The organism is Nitratireductor sp. GZWM139 (assembly GCF_030068685.1).
Lineage (GTDB): Bacteria > Pseudomonadota > Alphaproteobacteria > Rhizobiales > Rhizobiaceae > Nitratireductor > Nitratireductor aquimarinus.
This window is the reverse complement of record NZ_JAMQML010000007.1, coordinates 1-22,494: the sequence shown is the minus strand read 5'-3', so window position 1 is coordinate 22,494 and position 22,494 is coordinate 1. Positions and strand designations below refer to the sequence as shown.

26 protein-coding genes are annotated in these 22,494 nt (G+C 60.3%); 18 read left to right on the top strand and 8 right to left on the bottom strand.

Annotated features, from left to right (window positions below):
* Window positions 1–75 precede the first annotated feature (75 nt).
* Both NDI72_RS10220 and NDI72_RS10215 read right to left on the bottom strand, forming a co-directional pair.
* Complete coding sequence (locus NDI72_RS10220; RefSeq protein WP_349632271.1) at window positions 76–1,074, bottom strand: GGDEF domain-containing protein; 999 nt, start codon at window positions 1,072–1,074, stop codon at window positions 76–78.
* A 199-nt stretch (window positions 1,075–1,273) separates the two neighbouring features.
* Window positions 1,274–2,104, bottom strand: a complete 831-nt coding sequence (locus NDI72_RS10215) for an aldo/keto reductase (RefSeq protein WP_283800416.1) — start codon at window positions 2,102–2,104, stop codon at window positions 1,274–1,276.
* Window positions 2,105–2,191: 87 nt separating this feature from the next.
* On the opposite strand from NDI72_RS10215, the gene NDI72_RS10210 reads away from it, so the two are divergent.
* Window positions 2,192–3,190, top strand: coding sequence for a heparan-alpha-glucosaminide N-acetyltransferase (locus NDI72_RS10210; RefSeq protein WP_283800415.1), 999 nt, complete (start codon window positions 2,192–2,194; stop codon window positions 3,188–3,190).
* Window positions 3,177–3,653 (top strand): methyltransferase family protein, encoded by a 477-nt coding sequence (locus NDI72_RS10205; protein ID WP_283800414.1) that lies wholly within the window; start codon window positions 3,177–3,179, stop codon window positions 3,651–3,653. Before NDI72_RS10210 ends, NDI72_RS10205 begins: the two co-directional genes overlap by 14 nt.
* Before the next feature lie 13 nt (window positions 3,654–3,666).
* On the opposite strand, the gene NDI72_RS10200 is transcribed toward NDI72_RS10205, so the two are convergent.
* Window positions 3,667–4,053 carry a MerR family transcriptional regulator gene (locus NDI72_RS10200; protein WP_113154990.1) on the bottom strand — a complete coding sequence of 129 codons (387 nt, stop codon included), beginning with the start codon at window positions 4,051–4,053 and terminating at the stop codon, window positions 3,667–3,669.
* Between the two features lie 549 nt (window positions 4,054–4,602).
* Between NDI72_RS10200 and NDI72_RS10195 the strand changes: the two genes are divergently transcribed.
* On the top strand, window positions 4,603–5,787 hold the full coding sequence (locus NDI72_RS10195) for an MFS transporter (RefSeq protein WP_206547734.1): 1,185 nt from the start codon (window positions 4,603–4,605) through the stop codon (window positions 5,785–5,787).
* Between the two features lie 48 nt (window positions 5,788–5,835).
* On the opposite strand, the gene mgtE is transcribed toward NDI72_RS10195, so the two are convergent.
* Window positions 5,836–7,251, bottom strand: coding sequence for a magnesium transporter (mgtE, locus tag NDI72_RS10190; protein ID WP_113154989.1), 1,416 nt, complete (start codon window positions 7,249–7,251; stop codon window positions 5,836–5,838).
* A 357-nt stretch (window positions 7,252–7,608) separates the two neighbouring features.
* Between mgtE and NDI72_RS10185 the strand changes: the two genes are divergently transcribed.
* Window positions 7,609–8,061 carry a TspO/MBR family protein gene (locus NDI72_RS10185; protein WP_113154988.1) on the top strand — a complete coding sequence of 151 codons (453 nt, stop codon included), beginning with the start codon at window positions 7,609–7,611 and terminating at the stop codon, window positions 8,059–8,061.
* Between the two features lie 42 nt (window positions 8,062–8,103).
* On the top strand, window positions 8,104–8,397 hold the full coding sequence (locus NDI72_RS10180) for a hypothetical protein (protein WP_283800408.1): 294 nt from the start codon (window positions 8,104–8,106) through the stop codon (window positions 8,395–8,397).
* 105 nt (window positions 8,398–8,502) lie between these two features.
* Here NDI72_RS10180 and proX read toward each other — a convergent pair whose 3' ends face one another.
* From proX to NDI72_RS10165, 3 genes are all read right to left on the bottom strand, one after another.
* Window positions 8,503–9,513, bottom strand: coding sequence for a glycine betaine/L-proline ABC transporter substrate-binding protein ProX (gene proX, locus NDI72_RS10175; protein ID WP_283800406.1), 1,011 nt, complete (start codon window positions 9,511–9,513; stop codon window positions 8,503–8,505).
* A gap of 101 nt (window positions 9,514–9,614) precedes the next feature.
* A complete protein-coding gene (locus NDI72_RS10170; protein WP_113154985.1) occupies window positions 9,615–10,547 on the bottom strand; it encodes an ABC transporter permease in 933 nt (310 codons plus the stop codon).
* On the bottom strand, window positions 10,544–11,797 hold the full coding sequence (locus NDI72_RS10165) for a quaternary amine ABC transporter ATP-binding protein (protein WP_206545474.1): 1,254 nt from the start codon (window positions 11,795–11,797) through the stop codon (window positions 10,544–10,546). The genes NDI72_RS10170 and NDI72_RS10165 overlap by 4 nt, the downstream gene beginning before the upstream one ends.
* Before the next feature lie 336 nt (window positions 11,798–12,133).
* On the opposite strand from NDI72_RS10165, the gene NDI72_RS10160 reads away from it, so the two are divergent.
* Window positions 12,134–12,382, top strand: a complete 249-nt coding sequence (locus NDI72_RS10160) for a hypothetical protein (RefSeq protein ID WP_113154983.1) — start codon at window positions 12,134–12,136, stop codon at window positions 12,380–12,382.
* Window positions 12,383–12,496: 114 nt separating this feature from the next.
* Here NDI72_RS10160 and NDI72_RS10155 read toward each other — a convergent pair whose 3' ends face one another.
* Window positions 12,497–13,942 (bottom strand): alanine/glycine:cation symporter family protein, encoded by a 1,446-nt coding sequence (locus NDI72_RS10155; RefSeq protein WP_113154982.1) that lies wholly within the window; start codon window positions 13,940–13,942, stop codon window positions 12,497–12,499.
* Between the two features lie 302 nt (window positions 13,943–14,244).
* On the opposite strand from NDI72_RS10155, the gene NDI72_RS10150 reads away from it, so the two are divergent.
* The 12 genes from NDI72_RS10150 to NDI72_RS10095 all read left to right on the top strand — a co-directional run bounded on the left by NDI72_RS10150 (window position 14,245) and on the right by NDI72_RS10095 (window position 22,491).
* Window positions 14,245–14,505, top strand: coding sequence for a hypothetical protein (locus NDI72_RS10150; protein WP_206545475.1), 261 nt, complete (start codon window positions 14,245–14,247; stop codon window positions 14,503–14,505).
* Between the two features lie 105 nt (window positions 14,506–14,610).
* Window positions 14,611–15,429, top strand: coding sequence for a maleate cis-trans isomerase family protein (locus NDI72_RS10145; RefSeq protein WP_283800403.1), 819 nt, complete (start codon window positions 14,611–14,613; stop codon window positions 15,427–15,429).
* A 117-nt stretch (window positions 15,430–15,546) separates the two neighbouring features.
* Window positions 15,547–15,792: a GlsB/YeaQ/YmgE family stress response membrane protein gene (locus NDI72_RS10140; protein ID WP_113156265.1), complete on the top strand. Its 246-nt coding sequence runs from the start codon at window positions 15,547–15,549 to the stop codon at window positions 15,790–15,792.
* A gap of 140 nt (window positions 15,793–15,932) precedes the next feature.
* Window positions 15,933–16,112 carry a hypothetical protein gene (locus tag NDI72_RS10135; RefSeq protein WP_206547706.1) on the top strand — a complete coding sequence of 60 codons (180 nt, stop codon included), beginning with the start codon at window positions 15,933–15,935 and terminating at the stop codon, window positions 16,110–16,112.
* Between the two features lie 238 nt (window positions 16,113–16,350).
* Entirely contained in the window at window positions 16,351–17,490 is a 1,140-nt protein-coding gene (locus NDI72_RS10130) for a CehA/McbA family metallohydrolase domain-containing protein (RefSeq protein WP_283800400.1), read from the top strand.
* Window positions 17,491–17,742: 252 nt separating this feature from the next.
* Window positions 17,743–18,750: a mechanosensitive ion channel family protein gene (locus NDI72_RS10125; RefSeq protein ID WP_113154978.1), complete on the top strand. Its 1,008-nt coding sequence runs from the start codon at window positions 17,743–17,745 to the stop codon at window positions 18,748–18,750.
* 227 nt (window positions 18,751–18,977) lie between these two features.
* Entirely contained in the window at window positions 18,978–19,568 is a 591-nt protein-coding gene (locus NDI72_RS10120) for a hypothetical protein (protein ID WP_113154977.1), read from the top strand.
* A 154-nt stretch (window positions 19,569–19,722) separates the two neighbouring features.
* On the top strand, window positions 19,723–19,968 hold the full coding sequence (locus tag NDI72_RS10115; protein WP_206552721.1) for a DUF982 domain-containing protein: 246 nt from the start codon (window positions 19,723–19,725) through the stop codon (window positions 19,966–19,968).
* Between the two features lie 410 nt (window positions 19,969–20,378).
* A complete protein-coding gene (locus NDI72_RS10110) occupies window positions 20,379–20,750 on the top strand; it encodes a thermonuclease family protein (protein WP_206549061.1) in 372 nt (123 codons plus the stop codon).
* Window positions 20,751–20,852: 102 nt separating this feature from the next.
* Window positions 20,853–21,293 carry a YybH family protein gene (locus NDI72_RS10105; protein ID WP_206552729.1) on the top strand — a complete coding sequence of 147 codons (441 nt, stop codon included), beginning with the start codon at window positions 20,853–20,855 and terminating at the stop codon, window positions 21,291–21,293.
* A 659-nt stretch (window positions 21,294–21,952) separates the two neighbouring features.
* Window positions 21,953–22,309, top strand: a complete 357-nt coding sequence (locus NDI72_RS10100; RefSeq protein ID WP_283800397.1) for a hypothetical protein — start codon at window positions 21,953–21,955, stop codon at window positions 22,307–22,309.
* Complete coding sequence (locus NDI72_RS10095; protein WP_206546599.1) at window positions 22,294–22,491, top strand: hypothetical protein; 198 nt, start codon at window positions 22,294–22,296, stop codon at window positions 22,489–22,491. Before NDI72_RS10100 ends, NDI72_RS10095 begins: the two co-directional genes overlap by 16 nt.
* Window positions 22,492–22,494 lie beyond the last annotated feature (3 nt).

The window sequence follows — 22,494 nt, the reverse complement described above, 5'->3', positions numbered from 1 at the left end:
AATTCGACGTCTTACCCGTCAAAGTGTAGGCAAAATTTAACAAAATGCGTGCGGCGGAATGCCCGGACTTAACCCTCAGTCCTGCCTGTAGAGAAGCCAGTTCTTCGTGAACTTCCCCTTGGGGATCCGCGAGAAGAGCGTTGCCCGGTTTCGACCGTCGACTTTCGACGCGTAAAGCGCCTGATCGGCCTTTGCGTAGAGCTCTTCGGCATCGCCGGCGTCTGCCGCCATGCACACGCCGAGCGAGATGTGGATGGGGCCGTAATTGCGAACGCCGGCCCCGATGACGAACTCCGCCTTTTCCACGGCGAGACGTATGGCTTCTGCAACCTTCATGGTCGCTTCTTCCGATAACCCCTCGACAATAATGGCGAATTCCTCGCCGCCAGTGCGCGCAACGAAGCAGTCTGTGGTCGACTGTGTCTTGAGGATCTGTGCAACGCCCTGAAGAATCCGGTCGCCCACCGGATGACCATAGTGATCGTTGAACGCCTTGAAGCCATCAATGTCTGCAAGGATCAGCGCGTGGAACATGACCGAGCGCTGGTCGTCATAGACATCCGCCATGCGCTTGTCGAAGGCACGCCGGTTCCAGATCCTGGTCAGCGGATCGGTGTCGGCGAGCTTCTTGTACTGGGCGAGCTTGGTGCGCATCTCTTCCAGCTCGTTGGACTTCTCCTCCATCGCCTGGCTGATCTGCCGCCCCTGCTGGATCGTGGTCTCGGTGGCGGCCGCCATGATGCCGACGATCTTGCGCAGAATGTCGTGCGAGAGATCGCGCCCGCTCAGGCCATTCGAGGTCTGATCGAGAATGACGCCGAATTTTTCCAGCGAACTGCGCTCGCGCCCCAGAAGCGAGAGAATGTCCTGCGCACGGGCTGCGATCTGCTCCTGTGCGCTCTCGACAACGGCCTGTCGCTTGTTCTGGGTGAAATATTTCAGGGAAAGCTTGTCCAGCGCTTCCTGCGTGGGACGGCCGTTCAGCGCCTCGAACTCGCGCACGAGATCGCGGTTCGAACCGGTGAACACCTCATAGAAAATCTCGTAGTTGCGCGGCAGACCGCTAACCCCCATGCGACGCATGGAACTTGCGATCGTGCTGGCAATATCGGTGGGCCCCTTTCCCGGGACGTCTGACACCTGCAACATACGCCGTCCACCTTCCCCCAAAGGCATGTTGTCTCTCGCCGCGCGGACGCGTGACCGACGACAACCGCAAGTAAACTATTCAAGACCAGCTAACGCAGGGTTAACCCTTTGCGCAAGGCCGTATTCAGGCCATATCCCAGACCGGTGAGAAGTCATAATCGCATATGCGATACCCGCGTTTACGCAGTGCGGAAACGGCAACCATTTCTTCACCGCTCAACGCGAAGTCGAAAATGTCTGCATTCTCGATCAGGCGATCCGGATTGGTGGTGCGGGGAATGGCGACGACGCCTTCCTGCTGGACATGCCAGCGAAGCACGATCTGCGCCGGGGTCTTGCCATGACGCGCGGCTGCATCGGCAATTGCAGGCTGTGCGAAAAGATCGCCACCACGCGACAACGGACAATAGGAAACCATGGCCATGCCAGCCGCGCGACATGCCTGATACACCTTCTCCTGGTCGAGATAGGGGTGATACTCCACCTGATTGGCCACCAGCGGCGCATCCGACAGGCGCACGGCTTCGGCAAGAAGCGCGGTCGGGAAATTGGAAACGCCGATATGGCGGGCAAGCCCGCTCTCACGCACACGATTGAGCGCCGCAATGCTCTCGGACAGAGCGACATCCGGGTTAGGCCAGTGAATGAGCAAGAGGTCGACATGGTCGAGACCGAGCCGCGCACAGCTCTCTTCTGCAGACCGTTCGAGGTCGCCAGCGCCGATATTGGTCCACCAGACCTTGGTGGTGACGAAGATTTCGTCGCGCGCGAGCCCCGATGCGCGCAGGCCGGTGCCCACGGCTTCCTCGTTTTCATAAGCCGCTGCGGTGTCGATGTGCCGGTATCCGGACTTCAGCGCATGGGTGACGAGATCGGCGCAGGTCTGCCCCTTCAAGGTCCAGGTTCCCATTCCCAGAGCAGGAATGGACGCGCCGTTTGCTTCAACCATGTGCATAGAAAACCTCTCCGTCTTTCGGCCACTTTTAGCGCCGACTAATATAAGCACAACACATAACAGTCATTTTCCAGGGGCGGATCATATATGCGGCATCGGGCGGCAGGGAAGACGCGCATCGAAGCCATCGATATTGCGCGCGGTGTCGCCCTCTTCGCCATGGCGGTCTACCATTTCGGGTGGGACCTCGAATTCTTCGGCTATATGGAGCCGGGTACCACCGTGACCGGCGGCTGGAAGCTCTTTGCCCGCAGCATCGCCACATCGTTCATCTTTCTGGTCGGCGTGGGTCTTTTTCTCGCCCATGAGAAGGGGATTCGCTGGAGGAGCTTCGCAAAGCGGCTGCTGATGATCGTCGCTGCGGCCGCTGCCATTTCGCTCGCCACATGGTTCGCCTTTCCCTCGGGCTTCATCTTCTTCGGCATTCTCCATCACATCGCGCTTGCGAGCCTGCTCGGCCTGTCGTTTCTGCGCTTTCCGGCATGGAGCCTTCTTGTTCTGGCAGCACTTGTGGCGGCGGCACCCCATTTCCTGCGCTCGGCTTTTTTCGACACGCCGGCGCTTTGGTGGGTCGGCCTTTCGACGTTCCGCCCGCCCTCCAATGATTATGTGCCACTGTTTCCGTGGTTTGCGGCCACGCTCGCCGGGATCGCGGCGGCGCGCATCGCCCGTGACAGCGGTTTCCTCAGCTGGCTCTCGCTGATGAAGCCGGCGCGCTGGCATACGCCATTCACCTTTGCGGGCCGGCACAGCCTCGCCTTCTATCTGCTGCATCAGCCGGTGCTGATCGGCTGCGTGTGGGTGCTGGCGCAGATCTGGCCGCCGGCAGTGGAGCCCGCCGAAATCCGCTTCACCAAGGCCTGTGCGAGCCAGTGCCTTGAGAGCCGCGACGAGGCTTTCTGCACCGCATATTGCGCCTGCTTTACCGATACGCTGAAGGTGGAAGGCCGGCTGGATGCACTGATGACATCAACGCCGGGAATGGAAACGCAAAGCCGCTTGAGTGAAATCGCTGCCGAATGCACTATGACCGCTGAAACGGGGAGCGATTTTACGGAGCGGGACACTTCGAATGAACGACCATGAACAGCGACCGGCGCGCTTTCCCTGGCCACCGGTGATTTATCTCTCGGCCATCGTGATCGCGGCGGTGCTTGGCATTTTCTATCCCCTGCCGTGGATCGGGCCGCCGCTTTCCGATCTTCTGTTCGCCATCGGCTGGCTGCTGATCGCAGGCTTCGTGTTCATCGACCTGCAGGCCATGCGCACGCTGCACAGGGCGGGCACGGCGATCCTGCCGACCCGCGGCGCAGACACGCTGGTGACGAGCGGCCCCTTCTCATTCAGCCGCAACCCGATCTATCTCGGCAATTCCATGCTGACGGCGGGCATCGGGCTTCTGGCCGGAAATGCGTGGTTTTTCGCAAGCCTCATCGTCGCCTGCTTCCTGACGCAGAAACTGGCCATCGAGCCCGAGGAAAAGCATCTCGGCCTGCGGTTCGGCAAGAAATACCGGGATTATCAGAAGCGGGTGCGCCGCTGGTTCTGAGGCGGGTTGGGCGTCAGGTGTTGACGCCGAGCTCGGCAAGGCGCTCCACGCAGGACTCTTCCGCGCGGCTTAACTCATCGAGCGTGTCTTCCAGATCACGGCGCTTCTGGCGCAGATCCTGCTGCTTTTCCGAAATGCGCGCCAGCATGAGCTTGAGCTGGCCAATCTCGCCGGGCGGCGCCTTGTAGACATCGATGATCTCGCGGATTTCGGCGATGGAAAAACCGATGCTGCGCCCGCGCAGGATCTGGCGCACCAGATGCCGGTCGGACGGGCGGTAAAGACGGGTGCGCCCACGACGCACGGGCTTGATCAGCCCTTCATCCTCATAGAAGCGAAGCGTTCTGGTGGATATGCCGAACTCACGCGTCAGCTCGGTGATGGAATAATAGTCGCGCATGGCTTTTCGCCCTTTGCTTCCGGCCCCCTGCCCGGTCGTTCATCAACCGGCGCCCCCAGGAATATGCCGCCATTTATCGTGTTCGACAGAAAGCCGATCACACCGGACCGGCAAACCATCAAGACCCGCCATCCATTTCGGTCGATTCCCTTAAAGCATGCAGCGGGCGCGTAAACTGCCACGGCCCTTACGTAAAAGTCAATTTTTCGTTGTGCACCATTACTCTTTAGACAGGAGAGACACTTGTGCGGAGCTCAGGGTCAGGACCCATTAATATGACCGCAATGCTGTCCTGCTCCAGGCTTTGTGCTGGCGGGACATACGGCCCGTATGCCATGGCGGGGGGCGCGGGCATGGACAGGCATGACAGGGCGACTGGCCCTACGGTGGCGCATCGCCACGCGCTATGAGAATAACCGTTCAGGATCGAGCCTGTTTCGGCAGGCGCGCATGAACGCCTCTCACGAGCAAGGATGACAAGACGTGCATTTGCGCAGCTTCTACAGCGCCGGCGACAACGCGATCGACGGACCCTATGCCTGGTTCCGGATGACGATCGCGATCCTGATCGGCACCTTCGGCACTGTGGGGCTCTGGGCCTTTGTCGTGGTTCTGCCGCCCATTCAGGCGGAGTTCGGCGTTGACCGCGCGGCGGCATCCCTGCCCTATACAAGCGCGATGGTCGGATTTGCGCTGGGCAATGTGCTTCTTGGGCGCTTTGCCGACCGGACCGGCGTGGCGATGCCGGTGGCGATTGCCGGTGCGGCGCTGGGCGCAGGCTTCATCCTCTCCAGTTTCACGACCGCGCTCTGGCAGTTTGTCATCCTTCAGGTTCTGATCGGACTGGGCGGCGCGGCCTGTTTCGGGCCGCTTCTGGCGGACATTTCGCACTGGTTCGAAAAGCGCCGCGGCATCGCGGTGGCGGCTGTGGCCTGCGGCAATTACCTGTCCGGTGTCCTGTGGCCGACCGTCATCAAGCTTGCGCTGGAACACACGAGCTGGCGCGTGACCTTTCTGGGCATCGGCATTTTCTGCATTGTCAGCATCGTGCCGCTGGCGCTCCTGATGCGCGCAAAGCCTGTCGTGCAGGAGGCGGATGAAATGCCGGGCGCACAGGCGCGGCGGCCGGGCGGACGACGCCCCATCGACCTGTCGCCCCGCGCGCTTCAGAGCCTGCTCGTTCTGGCCGGTCTCGGCTGCTGTGTCGCCATGTCGATGCCACAGGTGCACATCGTCGCCTACTGCATCGATCTGGGCTACGACATTGCGCGTGGCGCGGAAATGCTGTCGCTGATGCTGGGCGCGGGCATTGCAAGCCGCCTGATCTCCGGCGTGCTCGCAGACAAAATCGGCGGCGTGCCGACATTGCTGCTCGGCTCCGTGCTACAGGGCCTTTCGCTGCTTCTCTACATTCCGTTTAACGGGCTCGCTTCGCTCTACATGGTGTCGTTCATCTTCGGCCTGTCGCAGGGCGGCATCATTCCGAGCTACGCGATCATCGTGCGCGAATATCTGCCCGCACGCGAAGCGGGCCAGCGCATGGGCGTGGTGATCATGGCGACCATTATCGGCATGGCGCTGGGCGGCTGGATGTCGGGCTGGATCTACGATCTGACCGGCTCCTATCAGGCGGCGTTCCTCAACGGGATCGCATGGAACCTGGGCAATGTGGCCATCGCGTTCTTCATTCTCTATCGCGCGCGCCGCTCGGCCATGGCAGCCGTTCCGGCCTGAGCAATACCGGGCGGAAAAGCGGTTCCCACCTTTCCTGGAACTGCTCTATTAGACCCCGAACCACCAGGTCGCCAGACCGAGGAAGGCGAAGAAGCCCACCACATCCGTCACGGCCGTCACGAAGACGGCCGAGGCGACGGCCGGATCGGCGCCCACCCGGTCGAGCAGAAGCGGGATGAGAATGCCGCCAAGCGCCGCCACGAACATGTTGATGATCATGGCGGCGGCGATGATGCCGCCCAGATTGTAATCCTGGAACCATGCGGCAGCGACAGCGCCGATCAAAATCGCGAAAACGATGCCGTTGAACACCCCGACGCCCATCTCACGACGGATGATGCGGCCGGCATTGTAGATGTCGATGTCGCGGGTGGCGAGCGCGCGCACGGTGACCGTCATGGTCTGCGAGCCGGCATTGCCGCCCATGCCGGCGACGATGGGCATCAGGATGGCGAGCGCCACCACTTTTTCGATCGTGTCGTCGAACAGGCCGATCACCGACGCAGCAAGGAAAGCGGTGATGAGGTTCACCATCAGCCATGGCACGCGCGAGCGCGCGGCCGTCCACACGCGGTCGGAGAGTTCTTCATCACCCACGCCGCCAAGGCGCAGAAGATCCTCTTCGGCTTCCTGCTGGATGACGTCGACCACGTCATCAATGGTCAGGACACCCACGAGCCGCTCATTGTCGTCCACGACGGCGGCGGACAGAAGATCGTATTTTTCAAAGATCTGCGCCGCCTCTTCCTGATCCATCGTGGCCGGGATGGCGTGGCGCGTCTCCCGCATGATGTCTTCGATCTTGGTGCCCCGCCCGGTGCGCAGGATGCGGTCGAGATCGACGGCGCCCACGAGGCGGAAGGTCGGATCGATGACGAATATCTGCGAAAAGCTCTCCGGAAGGTTCTGCTCCTCGCGCATGTAGTCGATGGTCTGGCCGACGGTCCAGAACGGCGGCACGGCGACGAATTCCGTCTGCATGCGCCGGCCGGCGGTTTCATCCGGGTAGCCAAGCGACCGGCGCAACCGCACCCGCTCGGTGAACGGAAGCTGGGCGAGAATCTCGTCCTGATCGGACTGTTCCAGATCTTCCAGGATATAGACGGCGTCATCCGAATCGAGCTGTTCGACGGCGCGCGCGACCTGCGCATTGGGCAGGTTTTCGAGAATTTCGAGACGGATCGCCTCATCGACCTCGGTCAGCGCCGTATAGTCGAAATCGTCGCCCATCAGCACGACCAGCGCGAGGCGCTGATCCGGCAGGAGGGCTTCGAGCAGATCGCCGATTTCGGACTGGTGGAGCGAACTCACCTCTTGTCTGAGGGTGATCGTGTCCCGGTCGGCTATGGCTGCGCCGATATGGGCCAGGAACGGCGCGGAGACGACGCCATCCTCGTCATAAATGCCCAGACCGTCGGCGGCTTCCGCCCCGGTTTTCTCGTCCAGTCCTTCAGGCTCGCTCAAATGGTCCTCCCTGGCTGGGAATTGCGGCTTTGTGAACGGGCACGGCCCTCATCCGGCAATACAGAGGCGCGCGCCGCACGGCAACCGCGACAGGGCGCTTTCCGCCAGAGAAATTCCGCCCGGGCCCCGCCCCTGCCTGAGGAGCGGTCACACGTCTGCCAGAACAATAATGCCGGTGAATTGGCATTGTTCCCCCTGGGTTTCCCCTTGGGGTACCCGCTGGGGTTGCCACCGGGTACGGGGCAAAACACTCTTCTTTTGCATCACCTCGCCTTGAAATCCGCAGCGAAACGGACATGTGATCTGCACGGAAGCACGCAGCCACCTCCCCTCAAGAACATCAATACGGATCAAACCATGCCCATCATTCGCGTCCTGCCGGTCTTTCTGCTTCTCGTTGTCGGCGCGGGTCTCGCCATCGGATACATCACCGCGCCCGGTCCCTGGTATGCGGCGCTGGCAAAGCCGGCCTTCAACCCGCCAAACTGGGTGTTCGCGCCGGTCTGGACCATTCTCTATGTGCTGATCGCGGTGGCGGGCGCACGGACATGGCAGCGCGCACGGCATGGCATGGCGATGCGGCTCTGGTGGCTTCAGCTCGTCTTGAACTTCGCCTGGTCGCCGGCCTTCTTCGTGCTGCATCAGGTGGGGCTCGCCCTGCTGATCATCCTGCTTCTGGCGGCAACGATCACCGCCTTCATTGCAGCAAGCTGGCGCTCGGACCGTGCATCGGCGCTGATGTTCCTGCCCTATGCGGCATGGGTGTTCTTCGCGGCCCTTCTGAACGGGGCCATTCTCTCGCTCAACTGAGCCTCCCTGTCGAAACGCGGCCCGGCACACTACATAAGGACCATGAGCGCATTTCTGAAAGACGGGTTACGCATTGCCGGCATGGCCTTCGCCCTTGCGGCGGTGGGCATGGCGGCTGCAATGCCGGTTCATGCGGCAGAAGACACGAAGGCGCTGGGCGATGCGGAACGCGCCCGGCAGGAGCGCGCCGAAAGCGAGGCCGAACGGACCCGCGATGCGATGGACGACCAGCATCGGGATTGGTTGCGCCAGCAGCAGGACCTCAAATACCGCATCCAGCCGGTGCAGCCGGATCTGGATGTTCCGATCTACACAGCCCCGCCGCGGCTTTACTAGATCGCCGCGCCTTCTTCCGGACCCACGAAAAAACCACGCGCCGTTTCCAGCGCGTGGTCTCGAATTGTGCCGTGTCAGGCAAGCGCGCCTGACTGCGCCGATTTCTTAGTCGACAGCCTTGCGGGCTTCTTCGAGCCAGCCATCAACCATTTCGCGGTTCTTCTCGATCCAGTCCGAAGCCTGCTTCTTGATGTCTTCGGGGCTGTCCGCACCGTCATTCATCGCAGAGTTCTGGGCGAAGATGTCTTCAAGCGGGATCGAAGCCGTCTTGAGAACAGCGGCAACTGCCGGGTTTTCCTCAAGGAACTTGGAGTTTGCGACCGGCACGATGTCGTTCGCCTCAAAGCCCATCACGCAGGGGTCGGCCACACAGGACGCGATGCCCGCAGCGGCGTTCTCTTCAGTGGCTTCCTCCGGAACCTGAATCCAGACAACGTCTTCACCGAGCTTCAGCTCGTTGACGGTCCAGTTCGGCGTCCAGGTGTAGAACAGGATCGGCTCGCCGCTGTCGTGAGCAGCAACCGCATCGGCCATGGAAGCCGAATAGCTCGCCTTGATCTCGTTGATGTGATCCTTGAGACCGTACTCGGTCAGGTGACCTTCAATGGCAACCTCACAGCCCCAGCCGGGCGGGCAGGCGACCAGATCGGCCTTGCCATCGCCATCACGGTCGAACGCTTCCTTGACCTCATCGCGTTTGAAATCGTCAAGCGTCTTGATGTCGAACTTCTCGGCGGACGCCTTGTCCACCAGATAGCCCTGAAGCGCGCCGCCAGCGGCAACGGCGCCGATGATCTCGGCGGACTCTTCAAAGGCCGGGCGATAGGTGTCATGGATCGGGAACCAGCCATTCACCCAGAGATCGACGTCGCCATAGCCGACGGCCTGGTAGAAGGGCGGGTTGTCGAGCGTGGTCGGGCCATCGACAGTGTAGCCGAGTTCCTCGAACAGCTGCTTGTAGACCTCGGAGTGGAACCAGCCGGTGTCCCAGGTGGCCTGGGCCATCTTGATCGTCTTGCCCTCGCCAGGCGCGTCTGCGGCCATTGCCGGCATGGCGACGGAGCCGAGCAGCGCCAGGGCTGCAATTGCGGGGATGCTTTTCTTAAGACCAGTCATAACAAGCAGTCTCCTTTATGTGATTTTCAGTGGTGGCAGCGAATGGAGCCGCTGCCGCAAGAGCGGAACGCGCAATTGCGTTCCGCAGAGCGGGTCTCGCCTCAGGCGGCTTTGCCCGCTTGCTCTTCCTTGACCGGCTTGCCGAGCCCGAACATCGAGCGCAGCGTCTGCCAGAGCGAAGGCGTCTGCACGGCTTTCTTTTCGCCGAGCGACTGAGTGATGCGATCGAGAATGATCGCGAGAAGCACGATGCCGATGCCGCCGGCCGTTGCCGCGCCCACATTGAGGCGTCCAAGGCCGGTGTAGACCGTGAGGCCGAGACCGCCCGCGCCGATGAGCGCGGCGATGACGACCATGGAAAGCGCCAGCATCAGGGTCTGGTTGAGGCCCGCCATGATGGTGCGAAGCGCCAGCGGGAACTGGACCTCCCACAGCATCTGCGAACGGGTGGAACCGAACGCCTCGGCCGCCTCGATCAGGTCGGCGCGCACATTGCGGATGCCGAGATTGGTGAGACGGATGATGGGCGGCAGCGCAAAGATGATGGTGGCGATGATGCCCGGCACCATGCCCACACCGAACAGCATCACGATCGGCACCAGATACACGAAGGACGGGATCGTCTGCATGATGTCGAGGATCGGACGCACGACAAGCAGGACACGGTCGCTGCGCGCCGCCCAGATGCCGATGGGAATGCCGATCACGGCGCAGAAGAACACCGAGGTGATGATCATGGACAGCGTGGTCATCGTTTCCGCCCACAGGCCGATCATGTCGATGAAGACCAGCGCGATGAGCGTGAAGATTGCCACGCCACGACCGGCCGTGCGGTCGGCGATCACGGTCAGGATGGCCGTGAAGACCAGCATGGGCAGCCAGTGGAAGAAGGCGTCAAGCCAGCCCAGAACAACGGTGACCGGCACCTGCAGGCTTCTGAAGAAGGGGCGGAAATTCGGCACGAGGAAATCGCGCACGAAGCTGTTCACCCAGTCGTCGAGCGGGATCTGAACGAGGTCAGCGGGGCTAATCATGGGCGGTCTCCTTCGCTGGCGGACTGCCGGGCTTCGGCGTCTTCCGCCGGAACCGCCGTTTCGTCGTTCTCGTCGCCCGAAAGCTGCGAGAACACCGCCTGCGCCTCGATGACGCCGGCAAGCCGGCCGCGCTTGTCGGCAACGGCGATCGGGTAGCCGGCGCTCGCTGCGCCATAAAGTTCGTTGAGCGGGGTTTCGCGCTCGACGGTCGGAACCTCGGTGACCATCACTTCGGAAAGATCGGTCCGGCCCTCCTCGCGTGCGGCAACCGCCAGCTCCTGATAGGTGACGAGGCCGGCGATGCGGTCCTTATCGACCACGTAGAGCGCATTGCGATTGTGCTCTTCCATGAGCTCAAGCGCCTTTTCCGCCGCGCCCTTTTCACCAAGCTCGACCGTGATCGGGCGTTCTGCCACATGGGCGGCGTCGAACACGCGGCCGCGATCAATGTCGGCGACAAAGGCGGCGACGTACTCGTCAGCCGGGTTGTCGACGATTTCCTGCGCGGTGCCCACCTGGACGAACTCGCCATCCTTCATGATGGCGATCTTGTCACCGAGGAGCAGCGCCTCGTTGAGATCGTGGGTGATGAAGATGATGGTCTTCTTGAGCTTCTTCTGCAGGTGCAGGAGCTCTTCCTGCATCTCGCGGCGAATGAGCGGATCAAGCGCGCCGAAAGGCTCGTCCATGAGCAGGATCTGCGGATCGGTGGCGAGACCGCGCGCCAGGCCGACGCGCTGCTGCATGCCGCCCGACAGTTCGCTGGGGAAGCTGTCCGCATAGGCGGCAAGCCCGACCTGCTCCAGCGCCGCCAGCGCCTTCTTGCGCCGTTCGGCAGCGCCCTCGCCCTTGATCTTGAGGCCGTAGGCGACATTGTCGGCAACGGTCTTGTGCGGGAAAAGCGCGAAATGCTGGAAGACCATGGTGATCTTTTCGCGGCGCACCTTGCGCAGCCGGTCTGCCGAGCAGCTGGCGACGTCATCATCGTCGATGAGGATCTTGCCGTATGTGGGGGCAATCAGACCGTTCAGCGTGCGGACAAGTGTCGACTTGCCCGAGCCGGACAGGCCCATAACCACAAAAATTTCGCCCTCACCAACATCGAAACTGACATCCTGGACACCAACGGTTTGTCCCGTTGCTTCGAAAATCTCGATTTTCGACTTGCCCTCTTTCAGACCTTCGAGCGCCTGTTCTGGATGATCTCCAAATATCTTGTAAACATTCTCGACCCTTAGCTTGGGTTTCATGGTTCCTCTTGATTGATTATTTTATGGAAAATGAAATACAGGTAGAACACCTGCTCAATATTTCACATATCCCTGCACTCAGGCGGAGCGCTGAGAGACTTAAGTCTTCCTCGCGCATGATGTGAAAATACCATACATGGCTAAAGACATAACGTGCGATATTACGAATCGCAACAGTGAGTGAAAATTAATTCAGCATCGAATTATCCTGAATCATGCTCAGAAAGCCGGAACGCGCCGCGCTGGCGGGCGTTCCTTTCGGCCAGATGAACTGTTAGGGATAGACACGCGGGGGGCGCCTGCGACGCAGCAAACGCACCAGTGAAGGGATGAAGAATGAACGACCGCTACGACGCTTATGCCGCTGCCACCATCGTGATTTTCGGCGCAATCGTGATTGGCGGCCTGATGGCTGCATCGCTGTCATTTGGCGAGCGGGATGCGTTTTTCTTCGCACTCGGAGCCGCCACTTCCGCGTGGTGTGCCGGCTATGCGATGTTTCTCGACAAGGCACGTGTGTTCGTGGCGCTGACCGCGCTGGCGGTGGCCATGTCCATTGCCGCGGCTGTTCTTCTGGGCTTTTAGCGGGCCCTCCCCCCGGTCAGAGGCTCCTCCAGAATTCCGGGGCTTTTCCAGAACAGAGAAAGGGCAGGTTTCCCCTGCCCTTTTCCATATGCCGGCGCCTGAAACGACCGCGCGCTACGCCGCCTCGCGGAATGTGCGCACCTTGCCGGTCCATGCCGTGCGGTCGATATCGAGATCCGGGAAATTGTCGGGGTTGAGAACCGGGCGGTCCACCCCTGCCTTCAGCTGCTCGCGGAAGTCCTTCAGAATGCGCAGGCAGATGGGTAAGAGCATCATGATGGCGATCAGATTGACCAGCGCCAGAACGCCCATCAGCGGATCCGAGAAGAAGAACACGGCCGTCGCGCCGGGCGCCACCGCCCCGAGAAACACCATGCCCATGACGGTCAGGCGCAATATGTTCACCGCGACATTGCTTTCGGTGATGATGGTCAGGGCGTTTTCACCCAGATAGTAATTGTAGATGATCGAGCTGAACGCGAAGAGCAGCAGAATGAAGGTCAGGAAATACTGGGTCCATTCGCCCAGATGCGAGACCAGAGACTGCTGGGTCAGCACCACGCCATCAATGCCTTCCGCACCCGGTGTATAGACATCGCCCAGAAGGATCACGAAGGCCGTGCAGCTGCAGATCACGATCGTGTCGATGAACACGGAGAAGGACTGGGTGATGCCCTGGCTGATGGGGTGACGCACATCGGCCGTGGCCGCCACATTGGGGGCAGAACCGAGCCCCGCTTCATTGGAGAACAGGCCACGTCGTAACCCCTGCGCCAGCGCCGCGCCCATGCCGCCGCCAACCGCCTGCTCGAAGCCAAAGGCGTTCATGACGATGGAATAGAGGACACCCGGTAACTCGGTGATGTTGATGACGATGATGAAGATGGCCATCAGCAGATAGGCCAGCGCCATGACCGGCACCACAACATCGGCTGCAAGCGCGATGCGGCGGATGCCGCCGAAGACGATGAAACCCGCAATGACGGTGAGCAGAATGCCGGACCACATCCGGTCGATGCCAAGGCTCTCCTGCGCTGCGCCGGCGACCGTGTTGCCCTGAAACGCGTTGAAGCCGATGGCGAAGGCCGCGATCAGACAGACCGCATAAAGAACGGCGAGCCATTTGTGCTCATGGCCGAGACCATGGATGATCGAGCGGGCCGGTCCGCCGCGAAACGTGCCGTCGGGCTCGCGCCGCTTGTAAAGCTGGGCGAGCGAGCATTCGACCAGGCTGGTGGCCATGCCGACCAGCGCCACGGCCCACATCCAGAACACCGCGCCCGGCCCGCCAAGCGTGATCGCCACCGCAACGCCGGCAATATTGCCGCCGCCGACGCGACCGCCAACGGAAACGAGGAGCGCTGCGCGCGCGGAGATCGCATTTGGATCCCCGCTCTGGTTTTTGGAGGAAAGCACACGGAACATGCGCTTGAAGAACTGGAACTGAACAAAACCGGTCAGTGCGGTGATGAAAATGCCAAGGACGATGAGGATCGGAATAAGCGCCCACCCCCAGGTTAAGTCGCCTATGATGCCAAATAAGTCTCGTATGAATGTCATTTCCGTATCCTCACTTTCAGAAATAGACTGCTGCCGACCGGCCCGTGCCTAGCCACGCTTCCTCCGGGAGGCCGGTGCAGACGCGACATGATAGCGCGCAAACGCAATGAGCGCACGCGCGCGCCAGGCATTGCTTTGCCCCTACCCGCCTGAATTAACACTTTCATAACGCTTGCACGCGTGAGTTGGGCACTACCCCGATTGGACGACTCGTCGGAACGCTGTGGTTGTGGTAGTGAACCGCCAAAATTCAGCATGCCAAACAAAAACAAGTCCGTTTTCACGCTTCCCGGGGGGAAAGCATGTCGTTTGCATATGAAAACTGTGTGCCCGCAGATTTCGTGAGCGAGGCGCAGACATGTCGTGACGCCATTGAGCCGGCGTTAAGGCAGGTGCTGGTTTCGGCACGGGAGCGCGGCTGGAGCAGCCAGCAGGTCCATCTGGCCATGATGGAAATCGCCATCGCATCCATAAAGACCGACGGCCTCGACATCACCACGCTCGCCAAAATGCGGCGCGCGGCCTGGCGCGGCGACTTCGTTGCCGGACGGAAGAGCCAGTAGACCCGCGTGAAGAATTTCGGGAATTGGCAAGCGCTCGATTGCATCGCGCCGGGCGAGAGACGATGATTGGCGCATCGCACACACGCACAGACGAGCACAGCCAAGATGACCGCAATGCTGCAGACCCCGCAGCCCAAAACCCCAGGGCCAAAAACCCCACTGCCAAAAGACCGCAAACGGGAGGCGCCGGGGCCAGTCCGCTTCGATGACGGGCGCAATGCCCGCGCCAAGCTCGGTTTCGTGCTCGTGCCCAATGACCAGCTGGTCGAGGAAGACATGGTGCGCATGGCCCCGCCCGGTGTCAGCACCTATTTCTCGCGCGCCCGCATGCCGCATGAAATCTCAACCGGGTCACTCGCCCAGCTCGCCGACAGCCTCGCGGAGACGGCCGGGCGCATCCTTCCCGACGATGCGCTGGATGTGGTGTGCCTCGCCTGCACATCGGGAACGGTCGCCGTCGGCGAAGCGCGGGTGCGTGAAGAATTGAACCGGGGCGCCCCCAATGCGCGCGCAACCTCGCTCATGGGCAGCGTCCACAGGGCGCTTGAGGCGCTGAATGTCCGGAAACTGGCCGTTGCCACGCCCTATGCGGAAGAGCTGACGGAGAACGTCGTCCGCTATCTGCATGACGCGGGCTTCGACATCACCGCCTATGCGGGGCTCAATCTGGACTATGACAGCGAGATGGTGCGGGTGACGCCGGAATTCCTTCTCGAATTCGGCGCGTCGGTCGACACGGCCGACGCCGATGCCGTGCTGATCAGCTGCAGCGCTTTACGTTCGCTGGAGATCGTCGACGCGCTGGAACAGAAGATCGGCAAGCCGGTCGTCGTGAGCAACCAGGCAATGATGTGGAACTGCCTCAGACTGGCCGGCATCGAAGACCGGATCGAAGGCTACGGAGCCCTGCTGCGCGACCTGTGAAGCAGATCAATACCGGCTTCACACCTCTATTTTGAAACATTCTTTCGCCGGTCGGCTTGAAACGGAGGGCGAAACCGGTCGATCATTTGCCGCCTTTCTTTTCAAGGAGTGATTCTGATGCAGGGCATTGGCTGGATCGCCGCCATCATCATCGGCGGCATTGCCGGGTGGCTGGCAAAACAGTTCATGGACACCAACACCGGCCTTCTCATGAACATCGTTCTGGGCATCGTCGGCGCGGCTGTCGCAAACGCGCTTCTGGGCGTGGTGGGAATTTCGTTTGCCGGCTGGCTCGGCAACCTGATCGCCGGTTTCATCGGCGCATGTATTCTCATAGCCATTGTGCGCGCCGTCGCGAAATAGCGGTGAGCGCACAGGGCCAGACAATTGAAACCGGCAGGGCCCTGCGCCCTGCCGGTTTCTTAATGGGCGGAAGAATTCGTGATGCATCGCTTTGCCGGACAACGACTTATCGTCATTGTTGCCCTGCAAGGTCGAAGACCATGGATACCCTGACCGAAATCATGAATGCGCTGGCGCTGGCCATCTCCGTTATCGTCGTTTCGACCGCGACGGTGGAGCTGCTGTCACGCGCGATCAGCCGCAGATACATTGATGGCCGCCATATCGATGACCGGGCAGCCAACCGGCACCCGGCGAGCCGGCTTTCGCCGCACGGCTGAGCCTCCGCCTCAGCCCCCACCAACAGAAACAAGATCGCCCGCCCCTCGCCCGGCTCCAATCCAGTGCGCAACCGGGTGACCAATCCTTCTGTCATCAAGCATTTATACCGGGACAATTATATCAGCCCCGTTGATGATCTTTTGGATCGGATGCTAGCAATTCATTTGGCGCTTCGCTCAATCTAAAAATGAAACGCCATATAAAAACTAGAAATTGAATATACCGGGGCAATTCAACGTGAAAAAACTATTCGGATTTACGATTCTCTCCGCCGCATTATTGGCTGGCGGGAGCGCGCTATCCCTCGCGCAAGAAAAAACAGATCCAAACAAGTTTCTTGAAGCCTTCCCCGAGGATGGCTCATGGTTCAAGGCGCAGTTTCATATTCACGCAAATTGGGGCCTGCCCGACCTCATCCCCACCACGCCGCCGGATGTCCCGCTCAATTACTATTTCAGCCGGGACTACAACATCGTTTCCTTCACCGACCTGAACTACACCACTCCCGTCTTCGAAGGCGTGAAACCTTACTGGGACCGCCCGGGACGCACGCTTGTAATGGCCGGCAACGAACTCAACTGCGAACCCGTGGGCGAGCCGCCCTATGGGGTGATCGACACGATTGTCGTTGGCCTGCCGAGCGACGACCAGCTGGAGGTTCCATGCGACACATCGTGGAGCACGGCGGCGGTGCTGAAGGCGCAGGCCGAAACCGGCCGCGCCGCGGGCGGCATTCCCGTCATCTCGCACCCCAACATGTTTTACAGCATCACCGCCAAGGACATTCTTGAAACCGACCCGATGGCCAGCCGCCATGTCGAAATCCGCAATGGCGAACCGGGCATGAACGACTTTGGCGGAAACGGGCACGCCTCGACCTTCGAGATCTGGGACGAGGTTCTGTCCACCGGCCGCCAGATTTTCGGCTGGGGAACGGATGACAGCCACCACTTCCCGCAGCAAAGCGCCCCGAACCATCACAATCCCCGCAAGCAGGCCCTTGCCGACCGGGTCTGGATGTATGTGTTCGCGAATGAATTGAGCGACGACGCCATTCGGGCCGCACTCGACAAGGGGCATTTCTATGCCTCCACAGGCGTGACCTTCACGGACCTTCAGATGGGCGAAGGCAGGCTCTCCATCACGCTGGACCCGGCCTCCAGCGACATTGGCTGGCATGGCTTTTACCTGAAGGAAGGCGACTTCAACCCGACCAGCTACCGCACACGCTTCATCGGCCGCGATGGCGAGGTTCTCGCCATGGATGACAGCTATTCACCCGAGTATAGCTGCAAGCCCGACGACCTCTATGTGCGCGCCGAGGTCACCAACAGTGATGGCTGGCAGGCCTTTACCAATGCGGTGTTCTGCCCCTGACGGGCCACCCGGCCTGCAGCCTCGCCAAGAAAGCGATCATATGCGGGCGAGACAGGAAACGGGGCCGGCAACTGCGGCCCCGCTTCAAGAATCCCGATGGACGGCAGGGCAGATGCGTGATTTCTGGAAAGCGCCTGACTCACCTGAGCCGGCGCGTTCTGCACGCCGGGCCGTGTTCACGGGCAATATGACGATCTTATCTGCATGCGGCGCCCATTGCCTGCACATTGCGGACAACAGCGAGGTGATCGCATGACATTCTACTGGATCGATCTGGGTCTGATCGTGGCCTTTTCGGCCGTTGTGCTCGGCTGCCTCTATGGCATGCGCAGGAATGGAAAATGGTCGCACAGCATCGTCGTCCATGCGATCTACCTGCTGTCGGTCACAGGCCTGTTGCTGACCGTCAACACGGTCATCGATCAGTTGCTGGTGCACTACAAAGTGACGCTGATACAGCCTGATTTTATTGACGATTTGACCTATGTGGCGATCGGCCTGGCCGTGATTGAGGAGATGTTTCACCTCATCAACCGACTGACCTATGCCCAGGTACAGAAAGGCAGCGACCGAACGTCGGCGACCAGTGTTGCACGCGTTCTCAAAATGGCGATTGTCCTGTCGCTCGTTCTGCTCTTTGGCGAGCATCTGGGGCTGAGCCTGTCCGGCCTGCTCGCCTTTGGCGGATTTGGCGGCATCGCCATCGGCATTGCCGGCAAGGATGTTCTGAGCAATGTCTTCTCGGGCGTGATGCTTTATTTCGACCGCCCGTTCAACCTGGGCGACTGGATCCGCTCGCCCGACCGCCAGATCGAGGGCTCCGTCGAGGAGATCGGCTGGCGCATGACCCGCATAACAACGTTCGACAACCGCCCGCTTTACGTTCCCAATTCGCTCTTCTCATCGATCAGCGTCGAGAATCCCGGCCAGATGCGTAACCGGCGGATCAGCACGTCCATCAATGTGCGCTACGAGGATGCGGCGAAGATCAATGCCATCATCACGGACATACGGGCGATGTTGCGGGGGAATCCGAGCATCGACCTGAAACAGGACCTGCTCATCTACTTCAACGAGTTTGGCGAGTATTCGCTCAACATCATGGTCTACTGCTTCACCAAGACCACCAACTGGGCGGAATGGCTGGACGTCCAGCAGGACGTGTATCTCAAGATCATCGAGATCGTGCATAACAATGGTGCTGACTTTGCTGATCCGAAGCAGGTCATCTCGATAGAGAAGGCCGAGGCCGCAGGGTAACGCGAGGAGCATCGACCTCTAGAGGGCGCCCGTTTCCGGCTGACCGCCGCCTGCGGCGCGCCCCCTTCCATACGCTGTTGATGCTCCCTTGATGTGCTCTCGATGCGCCCTGCCCCGGCCGGAATCCGGCGCGCGGCTTGCCAAATCGTTTCACCGATAGTGCAATGCTTATGAGTTAAAGCAATCCGGCCTGACGATTCGGCTGATGGAAGGAGCAGCCGCGCGCAATGGAGCAGTCGATCCCCAACACCGATCAGCTCATCCATATTCGCGTTGTGCTGGGTGTTGTGATGGGGTTGAGCCTTGCGCGGCTCCTCAACGGCCTGGCCCATTTCGTTCAGCATCCGGGCAAGATCCGCATCTATTCGGTGCATATCGGCTGGGTTCTGTTCCTGTTCCTGGCCGTCGTGCACTTCTGGTGGTTTCAGTTCAGCCTGATCTACATCTCGCACTGGACCTTCGAGCACTACATCTTCGTCATCATGTATGCCGCGCTGTTCTTCTTCATCTGCGCGCTGCTTTTTCCCGACGACATGAAGGAGTATTCGGGGTTCGCCGACTACTTCCATTCGCGGCAGACGTGGTTTTTTGCGCTTCTGGCTGCGCTTTATGCGGTGGACATCATCGACACGCTGGCCAAGGGCGTTGAGCATTTCAAAAACCTCGGGCCTGAATATCCCCTGCGGCAGGCGGTGATGATCACCCTCTCCATCGTGGCCATCTTCGTCAAAAGCCGCCGCTTCCACCTCAGTTTCGTGACGGCAGCGCTGGCAATCCAGGTCCTCTGGATCATCCAGTATTTCCAGGTTCTTGCCTAAAACCTTAAAAGCGCGGTGCTTTTACAAACGCCTGCGGCGATGAACATGGGGCTTCCACCTGGCTTTTCGCCCACTTCACATCTCGGTGATGCAGGCGCGTGTTCCCTTCTCCATGTGGTAAAATCCCCGCCTCAACAGGCTGGGAGAGCCGGCAATGAATGAAGGATGGTTTTCCAAACCCGTACCGATTGCAGAATGCATCACGGGCGATATTCGATACATTTCGAGCGCCAGACAGGCTCTGGAACTGCTGGACGGCCACTGGCGGCAACCGGGCAGCGAAGCGCACCGGGAAGCGCTGATCATCTGCCAGCGGGCCATGGATGGCAGAGCGACCGGCGATGCGGCAATGCAGGCGTTTCTCACCGCCGCGACGGAAGCACGCGTGCTGACATCGTGATGGTGGACTGCTCGGATCGAGAAACAAAGCGCCGGACAGCAAGCGCGGCTTGTTCTAAAGACGTCTAAAACTCTGAGGGAATTTAAGCGTTCGCTGCTTTGTGCGCGATACATTCCGAAGATGACCGGGAGGAACAGCTTTCTCGGAAGAGAGCTTGGTGCGGTCGAGAAGACTCGCAAACAGGCCGCAATGCCTTATTTTCCGGGCTTTTGGTGTCCCACGCCGCTGTTTTTTCGTTCTATGCATTTCAATGGGTTACGAGCGAGGTGTCCCACGCTCCGAGCCGAGTTTCCGTCCACAAAAATCGCATCCTGTGAATAATCCAACCAGATGGTTCGGGTTCTTACGCTCTCGCCCCATTGAAGAGTGAGCCCCGACTTGCTCACATGCGGTCTGTTTTGGAGCTCTGAATGATCGCTTTCGCCGCCACCCTCATTTCCTGCTTGTCCCTGTCTGCAGTCGATGGAGACACCATCAAGTGCAATGGACAGAACATGCGCATCATGGGACCAGGCGCGCCGTTCAAGTCCGGGATCGACACTCCAGAGATCCGCAACGCGAAATGCCCGCAGGAGAAGCTACTGGGCAAGCAGGCCAAACTACGGCTTGCCGAGCTTCTGCGGGAGGACGTGAAGATCGAGGACAGCGGCGAGCGTGATCGCTGGAAGCGTCCGCTCGTTTGGGTGCGGATGCCAAACGGGAAGACTGCGGGGGAAATCCTCATGGCGGATGGCTATGCCGTTCGCTGGAAGCCAGGGTACAGGTCAGCATGGTGCGAGTAGAAAACGCGCTCGCTGAGCTTCGAGACGGCGTGTCTGGCCGCCCCATTCGCGGGAAACTACGCCACAGATAAGCTTCGACTGAAGGACCGAGGAGAAAGACAAGTGAGTGACCTTCGAGGCAACCCCGATGCTACCGCAATCGAAACAACCTTGCGGACTTTGCTGGCGGCGTTTCAGGAGCGCGATGCAAGCATCTTACGTGAGGTTTATGTCGAGGACGCAGATTGGACCAACGCTTTTGGCACCGCTCTTTCCGGGCGTGATCGCATAATCGACTATCTTACCGGCTTGTTTGCTGATCCAAATTTTTCGGCCGGGAAGATGCTGGGCCAACCGGATATCAATATCCGTTCCATCGGCAGTGATGTGGTCGTCGCCAAGACGCAGATCAAAGTTGAGGGACAACAAACCGTGGACGGAGAAGCTCTTCCGACCCGCCACAATCATTCGCTCAAAGTCCTGCATCGTCAAGCGAGCGGTCGTTGGCTCATTGTTTCCGAGATCTACATGGATGCGCGCACTGAGGCCACTTATTTGGACTAGGGGGAGTTAAGCGACATCTTCGAGCAAATAGAAAAAGCCCCGCCGGCCGAGAACGTCGGCGGGGCTCTTTTTTGCACCTAAACGCCGCCTCCCTGCCCTTCATCCGCGTGAATGAGGCGACTCGGCAGGCACTCTGTCCCAAAACCGCTTCCGATCCCCCTTCCCCTGTCTCGCTTCGGATCGAATGGAGTGCCGTCAAACGCGGCTGCGAAGCGCTTCGCGTCCTCCTTCTCGGAAAAGCAGAAGATGATGAAGTAGCCGCCTCTCGGCTCGGCCCACTGCGCATAGACGGATTGCGTCCGACGATGGATCGACAGACCACTGCAGAAGCCGTGAACGACATCGTAGTTGGCTCCCATTACCCGATCCTCCGGTAGCGCCACCTGGTGCGGATGCGCGCGATCAATCTGAGCCCCGGTGGGCTCTCCCTTGCGACGTGACATCGTCTGCTCCTTCTCAATTTCACCCGTCATGTCGCCTNGCGGATGCGCGCGATCAATCTGAGCCCCGGTGGGCTCTCCCTTGCGACGTGACATCGTCTGCTCCTTCTCAATTTCACCCGTCATGTCGCCTCATGCGTAACGTGAACAAATGTGGAACAAACTCTAGACTCGTCAAGGGCGATTGGATTACGATCTGCGTTTCTGATGGAGAAAAGAATGACCACCTACACCGTCTTCAACATGGAAGATGACGACGGGTTCGAGGACGAATCGGGCCTGTCCATAGAGCAAGCCGTGGAGCGCCTTATCGAGCGCTCCGGCTGCACCTACCGCTTCGAGCGTATCAATGGCGTCATGCAGATCTGCGTGGAGCCGTGGCGCTGGTTTGGAAAGCCTGATGGCCTCTCCTCGCTTCTGCCGGACGACGAGGCAGCCAAGCAAGAAATCCTTGAGCGCTTTGCCACCGGCAAGGCCGCCCTGCCCTCCACCTGGTGCATCGAGCCAGATGAGAAACACGCCGCCGAGATGAGAAAGAATGACGCTCTGGGAGATCGCGCATGGACCGTGCAGTGAAGCCACAGACGGAACCCGATCCCTATGAGCCAGCGGCCGAGGCGATCATAGAAGCCTGCGGCGGCGATCCTCGCGAAGCGGTTATGGCGCTCCTGGGAGAGCGGGACTACCTCGCCGGGCGCGTAGAAGCGCTGGAGCGATCTGTCAGCTGGGGATTTGTGCGCGCCGGGGCGGCGCGCTGATGA